Raw genomic sequence first — 14,001 nt, 5'->3', positions numbered from 1 at the left:
GTTTTTGATCTAGCTGGCCAGTCTGCGTTACATCGTTGGATGCAATAAGGGCTGTGCCGTACTCCGGCGCGGCACAAGAAAACCGAGGGGCCAGCACTTTGCCGAAACTGCATGTTCAGGTTCTGATTGCGCTAGCCTGCGCCGTGGTCCTGGGACTCGTTGCCCCGGATCTTGCGGTCGCCATGAAGCCCTTGGGTCAAGCGTTCATCGCCCTGCTCAAGATGATGCTCGCGCCGATCATCTTTCTGACGCTGGTACATGGACTGACCCATGTGTCCGACATGCGCAAGCTTGGTCGGATGGGTTTGAAATCGCTGGTATATTTCGAAGTTGTCAGCACGGTTGCGATGATCGTCGGCATGATGATGGTCAACATATTTGCGCCGGGCGTGGGCCTTCATGCCGCCGATCTCGCCGAACCTGAAGCCGCCGTCGCGGCCGGCGGGGTAGATACTGTCGGCTTTCTGCTGAATATCATTCCCCACACCCTCGTCGATGCCTTTGCCAAGGGGGACATTCTGCAGGTGCTGTTGGTATCGCTCCTCGCAGGAATGGCCATCAACCGCGTGTGCGGGCCAGATTCACTCACTGTACGCGGGATTGAAGAAGCCCAGGCGATCCTCTTCAAGATGCTGTCATTTCTGATGAAGTTGGCTCCGCTGGGCGCCTTCGGAGCGATGGCTGCCGCCGTGGGCGGCAACGGCGGTATCACGCTATATTATCTGCTGAAGCTGATTGCCGTCTATTATGCGGCATCCTTTCTGTTCGTCTTCATTGTCCTTGCCGCAATCAGCCGGGCCATCGGACTTCCCTTCTTCGCCATCCTTCGGCTGATCCGCGACGAGATACTCCTGGTCTTCGGCACCGCGTCCGGAGAGGTCGTCTTTCCGCGATTGCTCGAAAAACTGAAGCGCGCCGGATGTGATGACGTGGTCGTCGGTTTCGTCCTGCCAGCAGGCTACAGCTTCAACCTCGACGGCACATCAATCTATATGGCCGTGGCCATAGGCTTCATCGCGCAGGCAACCGATACGCCGTTCGGCCTGTGGCAGCAGATAGGCCTTCTGGCGATCCTAAGCCTGACCTCCAAAGGTGGCACGACCGTGGCCGGTGGGGCGTTCATCAAACTGGCCGCGACGCTTCAATCGGTCCGCTCCCTGCCACTCGGCGGACTTGGCCTGCTGTTCGGCATCGACCGGATCATGGCAACGGCCACAGCGCTCACCAACATCGTCGGCAATACAGTCGCAGTCTTCGCGATCGCGCGCTGGGAAGGTGCATTCGATTCCGAAGCCTTCGTTCGCGCAACAGGGCAGAGGGCCGGGCGCAGTTTGTTACCGGCACCCCCTGCACCGATCATATCGGATAAGTCTGCCGCATCGGAAGGACCGGTCGCATGAACCGCCTGACCCCCATCGATCCTGCACACCTGTCCGACGACCAGCGCAAGGTCTACGACGCCATCGCCAGTGGCCCGCGTGGCGGCGTTCGCGGCCCGCTGGCGATCTGGCTGCATCGGCCTGAACTGGCGCAGGCCGCCCAGGCGCTTGGCCGCTATTGTCGTTATGACAGCAGCGTGCCGGCGCGCCTGTCCGAACTCGCGATCCTGCTCCTGGGGCGCCACTGGCTGGCGGAATATGAGTGGGCGGCACATCGGCCCTTTGCCGTCAAGGCGGGTCTTTCCGATGCCGTGATAGATGCGATCCGCGATGGCGAGGAGCCGCCTTTCGCGCGTGAGGATGAGCGGCTCGTCTATAATTTTGTCCGCCAACTGCATGCCGAACGCCAGGTCGACGACGAGCTCTACAAGGCTCTGGTCGCAGCCATAGGTGAGTTGGCCGTCGTCGATCTGGTTGGAATAGCTGGATATTACACGCTCATTTCCATGACCATCAAGGTGTTCGAAGTGCCGCCGCCTGCCGGTGTCGCGCCCGAATTGCCATCATCCATTTCGTGAACGGAGTCCTTGTGCCCGAAGATCTGATTTCCAATGACCGTTTGCGCGACAAGGTGGCCATCGTCACCGGCGCGGGCTGCGTCGGTCCCGGCTGGGGCAACGGTCGCGCCGTCGCCGTGTTGTTCGCGCTTGCCGGCGCCAAAGTGTTTGCCGTCGACCGGAACGAAGCGGCGATGGAAGAAACGCTCCGCCGCATTCGCGACGCTGGTGGCGAAGTGTGCGCATATGCCTGCGACATTACCGACAGTGCTTCTGTCGCGGAAATGGTGGCTGCATGCGTGGATGCATATGGTCGTGTCGATATACTTGTTAACAATGTTGGCGGCTCCGCTGCTGGCGGGGCGGCTGCGTTGTCCGAAGAAAGCTGGGACGCGCAGATCGATCTCAATCTCAAGAGCGTGTTCCTGACCTGCAAGCATGTCCTGCCAGAGCTTGAAAAAGCTGGCGGCGGCGCAATCGTGAACACGGCCTCCACGTCGGGCATTCGGTTCACCGGCTCGCCGCAGGTTGCCTATGCCGCGACAAAGGCCGGCGTCATTCAGTTCGGCCGGGTTACAGCAGTGGAATATGCCCCCAAAGGCATCCGCGTGAATACGGTCGTGCCCGGCCAGCTTCACACGCCCATGGTCGAAGCACGTCTGGCAGGTCAGCGTAGCGGCGGCAATGTGGACGCGCTGCTCGCCTCCCGTCTCAAGCGCATACCTTTGGGCTTCATGGGCGACGGACGCGATACGGCCTATGCCGCCCTTTATCTCGCGAGCGACGAAGCGCGTTTCGTCACCGGCACCGAAATCGTCGTCGATGGCGGCATGACAGCGCGGTGCGACTGATGATGATCGAAGCTCCCACCAGCACGACCTGCAAGACGCCAGCACCCGCGCTTCCAGTCGGCGCCTGGGATTGCCATGCGCATGTCTACGGCCCGTTTGATCGTTACCCGCTTGCGGCGGATGCAGCCTATCGGCCCGCCGAAGCGACATTTTCCTCTCTCCGCGCACTTCATGCAAAGCTTGGGATCGAGCGTGGCGTGCTGGTGCAGGCCGTCCCCTATGGCCGCGATCACTCGGTGATCCTCGATGCCATTGCCGCGAGCGAAGGTCATTATCGCGGCGTGGCGCTGATCGATGACGAGATCAGCGAGGATGAATTGCTGGCGCTGCATGCCGGTGGCATTCGCGGCGTGCGCTTCAACCTGATGAGCCATCTCCGCGCGCCAAGAGATCCGGTGCGATATGTCGATCTGGCAAGTCGTGTTGCGCCGCTGGGGTGGCATGTGCTGGTACATGGTCAGGGCACGCAGGCCCTGTCGCTGGTGGACAACCTGGCAAAGATCGACGTCGCGGTCGTGATCGATCATATGGCCAGGCCGGACTTGACTGAGGCTATAGGCGATGCGAGCGATGCTGCGCTGCTGGCTGCGCTCGCGTCGCCCAATGTCTGGATCAAGCTATCGGGTGTTGACCGCGCCATGGGAGGCAAGGCTGGTCCCTGGGACCGTGCCGTCGAATATACCCTGCGGCTATTGGAGGCAGCACCTGATCGCGCGATCTGGGGCAGCGACTGGCCCCATCCAAATGTTTCGGGGCCAGTGCCTGACGATGCGCAGTTGCTGGCCTTCGCGCTGGCGGTTTGTAACTCCACCGAAACGGCCCAAGCCCTTTTCGTCGACAATCCCGCGCGGTTGTACGCGTGATGCGCGGTCTGGCTTCCTCATCGCGCAAGAGCGGTACGGTGCGAAAGGCGCTGGTGATGTGCCTGGTCGTCGGGGTTTCCCTCTTCAACGCGACAGTCGCAGGTGCCGAAGACATCCACGTCATCGCGACGGGCGCGCTTCAGGGCGCCATGAAGGCGATCAAGCCTGCCTATGAGAGAAAGACCGGCAACAGGCTCTTGATCGTTTATGGGCCTTCGTTCGGCGCATCGCCAGAATCCATCCCGGAACGCTTGAAGGCGGGCGAACCGATGGACGTGACGGTGGTGTCTGAAGACGCGCTGAAATCGTTGATGACGGATAGCCGTTTCGATCCAGCATCAAAGCGCGTGGTGGCCATTTCACGCATTGGCGTAGCTGTCCCTGCAGGAAAGGCGCGGCCGGATATTTCAACCGTGGATGCCTTTCGGGCCGCACTGTTGGCCGCACCGCGTTTCGCATATTCGCAGGGTGCAAGCGGCGTCTACATCAGCGGCACTCTTCTGGATCGGCTGGGCATTGCCGCGCAAGTCAAGCCGAAGGCTGTGGTCGCGGCGGGCAAGGAACTGGTCGGTGACCTATTGGCCCGTGGCGAGGCCGACATCGGTATGCAGCAGGTCAGCGAACTCAAGGTTACCCCTGGCGTCGAATTTCTCGGCCCTCTGCCAGAAGAAATCCAGAAAGTGACATCCTTCGCCGGGGCGGTTGCCAGCCAGTCGCGCCATCGCGCCAAAGCCCGCGCCTTCCTGACCTTCCTCGCCAGCCCCGAGGCACGGCCGCTGCTTGAGGCGAGCGGCCTAGAGAATGCCAAGCCTTCAGGAGAAAGACGATGACCACTCTGCTGCGCCAGCTTTGCGCGCCGATCGCAGTCGTATCGACATTGGCCGCACCGGCGGCGGTCGCTGCCCCTAGCGTACGAACGGACATCGTCCGCTACGACAATGTCCAGATCGAGGTTCGAAGCCAGGGACGGGGTCCGATTATCGTCATGCTGCCGTCGCTGGGACGGTCGGGGCGCGACTATGACAACGTTGCCGCGCGCCTGCAGAAACTGGGCTTCCGGGTGGTCAGGCCCGAACCGCGCGGCATCGGCCAGAGCAAAGGGCCGATGGAAAAGCTTTCGATCCATGATTTTGCGCGGGATGTGGCTGCCGTCGTGGAGCATGAAAAGGCTGGCCCCGTGGTCGTGGTCGGTCATGCCTGGGGGAATTTCCCGGCGCGACAGCTTGCGGCCGATCGGCCCGATCTGGTGCGCGGCGTAGTGCTGGCCGCTGCATCCGCAGGGAAGGTGCCTGCCGGTTCCACCGAAAAGCCGATCAATGCCGAGATGCGCGAGGCGATCGATGGTCCCAGCCACACCGAACTGCCAGAGGAACAGCGGCTTGCATATTTGCGCAAGGCGTTTTTCGCGCCCGGCAACGATCCGCGCGTGTGGTTGGGTGGCTGGCACAAGGAAACGCACGACGCCCAAGGCTATGCGCGCAACAATACGCCGGTCGACGATTATTTCGCCGCTGGCACTGCTCCCATTCTCGACCTGCAAGCGGAAAAGGACACGGTTGCGCCGCGCCGCTTCTCCGGGGTTTTGAAAAGCATGCTGGGCGACCGGGTGACGGTCGTCGTCATCAAGAATGCCGGTCACGCAATGGCGCCCGAACAGCCCAAAGCGATGGCGGATGCGATCGCGGCCTTTGCGAAAAGGGTCTACAGCAAATGAGCGGCAAACTCTTTCCAACCCCGGCAGCGGCACTCGATGGCCTTCTGTTCGACGGGATGACCGTCATGTCGGGCGGCTTTGGCCTGTCCGGCAATCCAGAAAGCCTGATCCCCGAAATCCGCGCAAGCGGCATGACCGGACTGACTGTCATATCCAACAATGCCGGGGCAGACGGCTTCGGCCTCTGGATGCTGCTAGAGAGCCGCCAGGTCGGCAAGATGATCTCCAGCTATGTCGGCGAGAACAGGTTGTTCGAGCAACTCTATCTCTCCGGCGAGTTGGAACTGGAACTCAACCCGCAAGGAACGCTGGCCGAACGCATCCGCGCGGGCGGTGCAGGCATCCCGGCTTTCTATACCCGGACTGGGGTGGGCACGATCGTGGCCGAAGGCAAGCCTGTCGAAACATTTGAAGGCCAGGATTATGTTCGGGAGACATGGCTGCGCGCGGACCTTGCGATCATCAAGGCTTGGCGAGCAGATCCTGAGGGCAACCTCATGTTCCGCAAGACGGCACGCAACTTCAACCCGAACATGGCGACCGCAGCCCGGACGACCGTGGTCGAAGTCGAGGAATTCGTGCCCGCCGGCGCTTTCGATCCCGACGCGATCCACACGCCCGGAATCTATGTCGATCGCATTGTCCTTAGCACTATCAACGAGAAGCGTATCGAGAAGCTGACCACACGCTCAAGGGACATCGCAGCATGAGCTGGTCCAGAGAGCAGATGGCGGCCCGCGCGGCTCAGGAGTTGCGCGACGGATATTATGTCAACCTGGGCATCGGGATACCGACGCTCGTCGCCAACCACATCCCCTACGGCATGGCCGTCACACTCCAGTCTGAAAACGGAATGCTGGGCATGGGCCCCTTCCCTTACGAAGGCGAGGCAGACCCAGACCTTATCAACGCAGGCAAACAGACTATCACGGCTCTGCCCACGTCCAGCTTCTTCTCCTCTGCGGACAGTTTCGCGATGATCCGCGGCGGGCATATCGACATGGCCGTGCTGGGCGCCATGGAAGTAAGCGCAGCCGGCGACATCGCGAACTGGACCATTCCCGGCAAGATGGTCAAGGGCATGGGCGGCGCGATGGACCTTGTGGCCGGGGTGCGCCGGGTCGTCGTCGTGATGGACCATGTCAACAAGGCTGGCGACCCGAAAATTCTGCCGGATTGCACATTGCCGCTGACGGGCAAGGGGTGCGTCGACCTTGTGGTTACCGACCCTGCCGTGATCGCCTGCGAAAAGCCCGGCCTGCGGCTGATCGAACTGGCTCCGGGTATTGGGGTGGACGAGGTGCGCGCCAAGACTGCCGCGCCCCTCGAAATCGGAGCGCTGCTCTGATGGCGCATGCCTTCATCTGTGACGCCGTGCGCACGCCCATCGGACGTCTGAACGGCGGACTTTCTTCCGTTCGCGCAGACGATCTGGCGGCAATCCCGATCCGCGCCCTCGCTGAACGCAACCCCGGTGTCGATTTTTCCGCATTGGACGACGCGGTTTTCGGCTGCGCCAATCAAGCGGGCGAGGACAATCGCAACGTGGCGCGCATGGCCGTCCTGCTGGCGGGATTACCGGTCGAAGTGCCTGGTTCAACGGTCAACCGGCTATGCGGGTCGGGTCTGGATGCTGTCGGGTCCGCCGCGCGCGCGATCCGGAGCGGCGATGCCGATTTGATGCTGGCGGGCGGCGTCGAAAGCATGACGCGCGCGCCGTTCGTCGTCGGGAAGGCGGGTGCTGCGTTCGATCGGACCCAGTCCATCGAGGATACCACGCTGGGCTGGCGCTTCATAAACCCGATCATGCGTGCAACCCATGGCGTCGACACGATGCCGCAGACGGCAGAGAATGTCGCCGCCCAATGGGGCATCGGCCGGGAAGAACAGGACATTTTTGCCCTCGCCAGCCAGGAAAAGGCCGCAGTTGCTCAGGCCAATGGGCGACTGGCGGCTGAGATTGTTCCCGTAACCATTCCTCAGCGCAAGGGCGAAGCGCTTGTCGTTACTGTGGACGAGCATCCGCGCGCGACAAATATGGAAGCGCTGGCGCGGCTCAAGTCCGTGGTCCGAGAGGACGGGACGGTCACCGCAGGCAATGCCTCTGGCCTGAACGATGGCGCAGCGGCGATGCTGATAGCCTCTGAATCCGCCGCAGCCCGGCATGGGCTTATCCCGCGCGCTCGTATCGTGGCCATGGCCTCGGCGGGCGTGGCGCCCCGGATCATGGGTGTGGGCCCGGTCGCAGCCGCGCGGCGGCTTTTCGACCGCACGGGCCTCACCATGGGCGATATGGACATCATCGAACTCAACGAGGCGTTCGCCAGCCAGGCCATCGCTACGCTCCGCGAACTGGGGGTCGATCCGGCCGATCCGCGGGTCAATCCAAACGGTGGTGCGATCGCGCTCGGACATCCGTTGGGCATGTCCGGCGCGCGCCTTGCGCTGACCGCAACCCAGCAACTGAGCATCACGGATAGCCGCCGTGCGCTGATCTTCATGTGCATCGGCGTCGGCCAGGGCATCGCCGCAATTCTGGAGCGAGTGTGATATGATTTTTACCCACTTCATCCTGCGGGCGGCACTGGTCACAACAGTGGCTCTTGCACCGCATGCACTGGTAGCGAGCGCTTCCGGCACCGGCCCGAAGCAGATCAGGTCGCTTGCCGACCTTCCGGCCGAGCGTTCTGGGATCTCCAACATCGAAACCGGTCGCGTCGATCTTCCCGAAGACTTCGGGGGCGGCGGTCGCCGGACGTTGCGGATGCGAAAGGTGACGATTGCACCTGGCGGTGTCCTGCCCATGCATAGCCATCAGGATCGTCCGTCGGTTTCCTACGTCCTGAGCGGCACGTTGACCGAGTTCCTGGCTGGCGACGACCTGCCGCACAGCTTCACGGCCGGGCAATCCAACAGCAGTTTTCGGCGTGATCACGCCTTGGTCAACAACGGCGCCGAGCCAGTCGTGTTCCTGGAAGTCGATATCCCAACTAATTGATAAATAACAATAACATATTCGATAATGAACGAGAAAGGGAGTTTTTGCATGAGATATCAAGTGTCATGACAGCGCTGGTCCTGTCACTAGCCGTCGCCATGTCGGCCAATGCCGCGACCGCGGCAGAATCCGGTGCCGCAGGAGCAGGCGACCAGGAGGTCGCCGCCACCGCGTCCGAAGGACAGGGGGCTACAGCGTCGGACTCGGCCGACGCGGGTGGTGAAATCGTCGTGACGGCGCAAAAGCGCACTGAACGACTGCAGGATGTTCCGCTGGCCGTTACCGCGATCGGCGGTCAGGCTTTGTCGGACCGACAGATCAATGACACCCAGAGCCTCGTAGCGGCGGTCCCGTCGCTGACTTTCCAGCAGGGCACCAATCCGTCAAACACCACGTTCCGCGTGCGCGGCATCGGTACGCAACTGTTCAGCCAGGGCGTCGAAGCGGCGGTGGCAGTCGTTGTCGACGGCGTGGTCGCTGCGCGCCAGGCCCAAGGCTTTGCCGACTTTGCCGACCTTGAGCGGGTTGAAGTCCTGCGTGGTCCGCAAGGCACGCTTTTTGGCCGCAACGCGACGGCGGGCGTGCTCAACATCACAACGGCGCGCCCTGCCCGCGACTTTGAAATGCGCGGCGATGTCACGATCGCCGAGCATGCCGAATATCGCGCCCGCGGCACCGTGTCTGGTCCTATCTCCGACATGTTGCGCGCTCGCCTGACCGGATATTACAATGACGTCGGCGGCATCACCCATAAATTCGCGACCGGCAAGAAGGTCAATGGCAGCAAGAGCTGGGGTGTTCGCGGCAAGCTGGAATGGGAAGCGTCTTCCAACCTGAACTTCCTGCTGTCGGCAGACCATCGCGACACAAAGGCTGATTGCTGTGCGCAAGTGCTGATCAGTGCCGTCAACCCCGTCGTGGCGCAGCTTACCGCTCCCGTAGTCGCCTCACGAAAGAACCGGGCTATCAATGACGAGCAGCTGACCTTCGGCGATTCACGGCAAACAACGGTCTCGCTACAGGGCGATTGGGACATTGGGCCGGCCACCATTACCTCGATCACGGCCTATCAGGACTATTATCTCAACGCCAACCAGTCGGTGGATCGTATCCCCTCGCTCCCCGTCAAGTTCATCAGCCCAACATTTGCCTATGCGCATTGGGCGACCGGCGGTGGCGAGGTTGCCCTCAACAACCTGACGCAGGAACTGCGTATCGCATCCAATGGCGGTGGCGATCTCAACTATGTCGCGGGCATTTTTTATTCCGACCTGAATGTCGACCGGAACTTCACCCGCCGCCGGGCCACTTGCACCGCCGGGGTCATTGGTCAGCCCTGCGCCGTTACACCCGTCTATCAATCCTCGCGGAGCGACGCCCATCTCGATGGCGAGAGCATCGCCGCTTTCGGTCAGGCGGACTATCGCGTGGTCGGCGGGCTGAAGCTGCTTGGCGGCATTCGCGTGCAGCGTGAGAAAGTCTCCAATCGTGGTACGCGGATCTCACCCATCCAGCCGGGCGATGTCGCCTTCCCCGGCAATGGCCCGACGACTGGAAGCGCCAGCATTACCGACACCGCCGTCACCGGCAAGGCCGGGTTGCAGTATGAATTCAGCCGCCTGGCCCAATTCTATGGCTCCTATACGCGCGGTTACAAGGGGCCTGGATTTGACACGGAAGTCACGGCCAACTTCGCCAACCAGACGGCTGTCCAGCCAGAGCATGTCAATGCCTATGAAATCGGCTTCAAGGGGCAGACAAGCGATCGTTCGCTGAGTGTCAACATTGCCCTGTTCCTGTCGGACTACACCAACCTCCAGGTGCAGGCGAACCGTTCCAACCCGGCCACCGGCGTGACGCAGTTCGTTACGGCCAACGCCGGATCGTCGCGGACAAAGGGTGTCGAGGTCGAGGCCACCTTGCGTCCAAGCGAAGCCTTCACCGTCAACGCTTCGGTGACATATGCAAAGGCTACGGCCAACATCAGTGGCCTGAACTGCCCTCTGCAATTCCAGGCGGCCGCGCAACCTTTCACGAACAATTTCCCGGTCAACACCTGCTATCGTCGTCAGACCGTCGTGAACGGTACGACGATTACGTCCGGACCGCTTCAGGACGTGCGCAACGGTGATCTGCCGGCGTCGCCACGCTGGCGCATCAGTGTCACGCCGCGCTACGAAGATACCATCCCCGGCACCTCCATGGTTGGTTTCGTTCAGGCAGCCGTGAACTTCCAGAGCGCGCAGAATTTCTCGATCGAGCAGGATCCGCTGCTCACCCAGCCTTCCTATACCCTTGTCGACCTGAGCGTCGGCCTGCGGACGGAAGACAATCGTTTCTCGATCACCGGGTTCGTCAAGAACCTGTTCGACACCAACTATCTGACTTCGATCAACCACAATTCCTTGCTTGCTACGACCGCATCGCCATTGGATCTGATCGCAAATTACAACAAGGATGCGGACCGCTATATGGGCGTCACTTTCGGGGCGCGGTTTTGAGCGTTAAACGCTCACTAATGACATGCGGTGTGGCGACCCTGCTTGGCTGGGTCGCCACCCAATCCTTGCTCGCGCAGACGAAAATGTCTGCGCAGCAACCCGCTCTTGCTGACCGGGACGTGCCTGTTCTGGTTCGCGGGGCGCTGCGCTTTCGTGATCTCGACCGTGATGGCCGCCTGTCCCCATTCGAGGACTGGCGGCTTTCGCCGGCCAAACGCGCCGCCGACCTGACCCGCCGCCTGACGCTGCCGGAAAAGGCCGGTACGATGGTGCATGATGCCGCACCGCTTCAGGCGGGCGGCAACGGCTACGACCTTGCCGCCGCCGCGTCATTGATCGCGGACCAGCACGTCACCAGTGTGATTACCCGCCTGGCTATACCCGGGCGCGCTTTGGCGGAACAGAATAACGCGCTTCAGGCCATTGCCGCGCAGGCGCGAATTGCCATCCCGCTGACCATCAGCACCGACCCCCGCCATCATTTTCAGGTGCTGGACGGTGCAAGCGTTGCTGCCGTCGGATTTTCCAAGTGGCCCGAGACTACCGGTTTTGCGGCGATCGGAGACACGGCGCTGGTCGAACGATTTGCTGACATAGCGAGGCAGGAGTATCGCGCCGCAGGCATTCAGCAGACACTATCACCCATGGCGGATCTGGCGACCGAACCCCGCTGGTCTCGCATCAACGGGACGTTCGGCGAAGACCCGGCGCTGGTTTCCCGACTGGTTGGCGCCTATGTGCGTGGTTTCCAGCATGGTCGATCGGGATTGGCGCGTGACGGCGTTTCGGCCGTGGTCAAGCACTGGGTCGGCTATGGCGCATCCGACAAGGGCTATGACGGCCATAATTGGTATGGCCGCCATGCGTCATTGAACGAACATACGCTCCGGCTGCATGCCGACGCTTTTCGCGGAGCTTTCGCCGCTGGCGTGACGGGTGTGATGCCAACCTATGCGATCCTTAAGATCAGCGGACAGAGCGGCCAACGATTCCCTGCTGTCGGCACGGCGTTCAGCCGCCATATCCTGACCGACCTGCTGCGCAAACGCTACGGCTTTACCGGCATCATCTTGTCCGACTGGGGCGTGACGAAAGACTGCGGCGCGATCTGCCGCGATGGTTTTCCGCAGGGCGTCGTTCCTTCGCGCGATGGATATTCGACCGCCTGGGGTATGGAAGATGCTTCGCCACTGGATCGGTTCGTCGCCGGTATCCAGGCGGGCGTTAACCAGTTCGGTGGCGTATCCGATTCCGAACCGATCGTCGAAGCGGTGCGGCAAGGGCGATTGCCAGAGGCGCGGGTCGATGCATCGGTGAAGCGCATTCTCGAACTGAAATTCCGGCTCGGGCTGTTTGAAAACCCCTATGTCGACCCTGCGGCCGCCCAAACCATCGTTGGCGCTCCAGCGTTTCAGGCGGAAGGCCTGAAGGCCCAATCACGCGCCCTGACCGTGCTCAAGGCAGGCAAGTTGCTGCCAGTAGTACCGGGTACCAAGGTCTATCTTTCCGGCATCAGTACAGCCGTCGCGCAAGCGTACAAACTCGTGCCCGTTGCCCGGCCCGAGGATGCAGACATCGCCCTTGTGCGGATGGTGGCCCCATGGCGGAGCGAACATCCGCAATATTTCTACGGCGCCAAGCAGCATGAAGGCAGTCTTGCATGGGCTGATGACGATCCGGCCCTGGTCTCGCTCTCCGCCATAGCTGCAAAGGTGCCGACCATCGCCGTCGTTTATCTCGACCGGCCTGCCATTCTTACCCCCGTTGCGGCGATTTCGCGCGGGTTGATCGCGAATTTTGGAGCAAGTGATCAAGCCCTTCTTGCGACATTGACCGGCAAGGTTCCGCCGGAAGGTCGTCTGCCGTTCGAAATCCCGTCCTCGGAAGCCGCCGTCTCCAAACAGGCCAGCGATGTGCCGAGCGACAGTGAAAGGCCGCTTTATCCTATCGGTTATGGCCTGACCTTGAGCGGCATGCCCCTTCCTGCTCGTAAAGGAAATTGATGATGCGCCCCAGTTTGATGCTTCTTCCGCTGCTTCTTGGTGCCGCGACCGCCGTGGCGGCCGCTCCTCCGGGCTTGTCCGCGAAGGGGAGTTTCTATGTAGGGGGACGCGACATAGAGAAGGATGGTGGCAGCGTTCGCGTCGACAGCATGTATGTCGAATATAGCGTGCCCGCAAAGCGTCGCAAAGCAACCCCGATCGTGCTGGTCCATGGGAATTATCAGAATGGCACCGCCTTCACCGGCACGCCCGACGGGCGCGAAGGCTGGGCGGACATCTTTCTGCGTCGTGGTTATACCGTCTATGTCGTGGATCAGCCGGCGCGAGGCCGCTCCCCCTACACACCATCGGTCGATGGGCCAGCCAACAGGATTGGCACGGCCCAGATCGAACGCCTGTTCACAGCGCCCAAGTCGACTTCATCCGTTCCCCAGGCACAGAAGCATACGCAATGGCCAGGTTCGGGCAAGCCAGGAGACCCGACATTCGAGCAATTCTACAGTTCCCTGCAACCGACGGTGACTGCCCCCGGCGACCAGATCGATGCAACGGCGCGGGCCGCGCTGGACGCTCTGCTCGCCAAGATCGGACCAGCCGTGATACTCACGCACTCGCGGTCGGGCACGTTCGGCTGGGAAGTCGCCGACGATCTTCCCGATCTCGTCAAGGCTGTGGTGGCAATCGAACCCAATGGCCCCCCATTTTACGATCCTGCATCCGCAGACGGGAAGACACCGGAGAAGATGGCGCGGCCTTGGGGTCCGGCCTACGGGCCGCTTACCTATGATCCGCCCGTCTCCGATCCAGCGGACCTGGCGATCGCACGGGAATCGGTGGCCGAGGGCGCCGATCTGACCCGTTGCTGGCTTCAAACCGACAAGCCGCGCACATTGCCGCACCTGTCGCGCATTCCCGTCATGATCGTGGTTGGCGAAGCATCCTACCATGCCCCTTATGATCATTGCACCGCCCGCTATCTCTCACAGGCCGGCGTGCCCGTGACGTTCACCCGGCTGGAAGATCGGGGCATTCACGGCAACGGCCATCTCATGATGCTGGAGAAGAACAACGCGCCGATCGCCAATCTCATTGCCGACTGGCTCGACAAGAGGGTTCGCTGATTGCGCTTGGGCGG

The 14,001-nt window shown here is 61.8% G+C and carries 13 protein-coding genes; all 13 read left to right on the top strand.

The genetic code is table 11. From position 1 onward, the window contains the following. Positions 1-98: 98 nt before the first annotated feature. The 13 genes from IWY39_RS22355 (at position 99) to IWY39_RS22295 (ending at position 13,987) form a co-directional block, all read left to right on the top strand. Entirely contained in the window at positions 99-1,400 is a 1,302-nt protein-coding gene (locus IWY39_RS22355; protein WP_181316711.1) for a cation:dicarboxylate symporter family transporter, read from the top strand. Further along, on the top strand, positions 1,397-1,957 hold the full coding sequence (locus IWY39_RS22350; protein ID WP_107124565.1) for a carboxymuconolactone decarboxylase family protein: 561 nt from the start codon (positions 1,397-1,399) through the stop codon (positions 1,955-1,957). Before IWY39_RS22355 ends, IWY39_RS22350 begins: the two co-directional genes overlap by 4 nt. Then, positions 1,954-2,787 carry an SDR family NAD(P)-dependent oxidoreductase gene (locus IWY39_RS22345; RefSeq protein ID WP_196871716.1) on the top strand — a complete coding sequence of 278 codons (834 nt, stop codon included), beginning with the start codon at positions 1,954-1,956 and terminating at the stop codon, positions 2,785-2,787. The genes IWY39_RS22350 and IWY39_RS22345 overlap by 4 nt, the downstream gene beginning before the upstream one ends. Further along, entirely contained in the window at positions 2,787-3,650 is an 864-nt protein-coding gene (locus tag IWY39_RS22340) for an amidohydrolase family protein (protein WP_196871715.1), read from the top strand. The genes IWY39_RS22345 and IWY39_RS22340 overlap by 1 nt, the downstream gene beginning before the upstream one ends. A gap of 38 nt (positions 3,651-3,688) precedes the next feature. Next, positions 3,689-4,480 (top strand): substrate-binding domain-containing protein, encoded by a 792-nt coding sequence (locus IWY39_RS22335; protein WP_196871714.1) that lies wholly within the window; start codon positions 3,689-3,691, stop codon positions 4,478-4,480. Next, positions 4,477-5,364, top strand: coding sequence for an alpha/beta fold hydrolase (locus tag IWY39_RS22330; RefSeq protein WP_107124563.1), 888 nt, complete (start codon positions 4,477-4,479; stop codon positions 5,362-5,364). Before IWY39_RS22335 ends, IWY39_RS22330 begins: the two co-directional genes overlap by 4 nt. Continuing rightward, the gene (locus IWY39_RS22325; RefSeq protein ID WP_107124562.1) at positions 5,361-6,074 is read left to right on the top strand and encodes a CoA transferase subunit A; all 714 of its coding nucleotides are present in this window, start codon (positions 5,361-5,363) and stop codon (positions 6,072-6,074) included. Before IWY39_RS22330 ends, IWY39_RS22325 begins: the two co-directional genes overlap by 4 nt. Then, on the top strand, positions 6,071-6,712 hold the full coding sequence (locus tag IWY39_RS22320) for a 3-oxoacid CoA-transferase subunit B (protein WP_107124561.1): 642 nt from the start codon (positions 6,071-6,073) through the stop codon (positions 6,710-6,712). The genes IWY39_RS22325 and IWY39_RS22320 overlap by 4 nt, the downstream gene beginning before the upstream one ends. Further along, positions 6,712-7,914 (top strand): 3-oxoadipyl-CoA thiolase, encoded by a 1,203-nt coding sequence (gene pcaF, locus IWY39_RS22315; RefSeq protein ID WP_107124560.1) that lies wholly within the window; start codon positions 6,712-6,714, stop codon positions 7,912-7,914. Before IWY39_RS22320 ends, pcaF begins: the two co-directional genes overlap by 1 nt. Before the next feature lies 1 nt (position 7,915). Then, positions 7,916-8,362, top strand: a complete 447-nt coding sequence (locus tag IWY39_RS22310) for a cupin domain-containing protein (protein WP_107124559.1) — start codon at positions 7,916-7,918, stop codon at positions 8,360-8,362. 65 nt (positions 8,363-8,427) lie between these two features. After that, entirely contained in the window at positions 8,428-10,863 is a 2,436-nt protein-coding gene (locus IWY39_RS22305) for a TonB-dependent receptor (RefSeq protein ID WP_229380620.1), read from the top strand. Between the two features lie 29 nt (positions 10,864-10,892). Beyond that, positions 10,893-12,866, top strand: a complete 1,974-nt coding sequence (locus IWY39_RS22300) for a glycoside hydrolase family 3 protein (RefSeq protein ID WP_331274492.1) — start codon at positions 10,893-10,895, stop codon at positions 12,864-12,866. Continuing rightward, positions 12,866-13,987 (top strand): alpha/beta hydrolase, encoded by a 1,122-nt coding sequence (locus tag IWY39_RS22295; protein ID WP_229380618.1) that lies wholly within the window; start codon positions 12,866-12,868, stop codon positions 13,985-13,987. Before IWY39_RS22300 ends, IWY39_RS22295 begins: the two co-directional genes overlap by 1 nt. The last annotated feature ends 14 nt before the right edge of the window (positions 13,988-14,001 follow it).

It is taken from the genome of Sphingobium sp. JAI105, assembly GCF_015752145.1.
GTDB classification, from domain to species: Bacteria; Pseudomonadota; Alphaproteobacteria; order Sphingomonadales; family Sphingomonadaceae; genus Sphingobium; species Sphingobium xenophagum.
The sequence above is the reverse complement of the archived record's forward strand: the minus strand, read 5'-3'. Positions and strand labels throughout refer to the sequence as shown.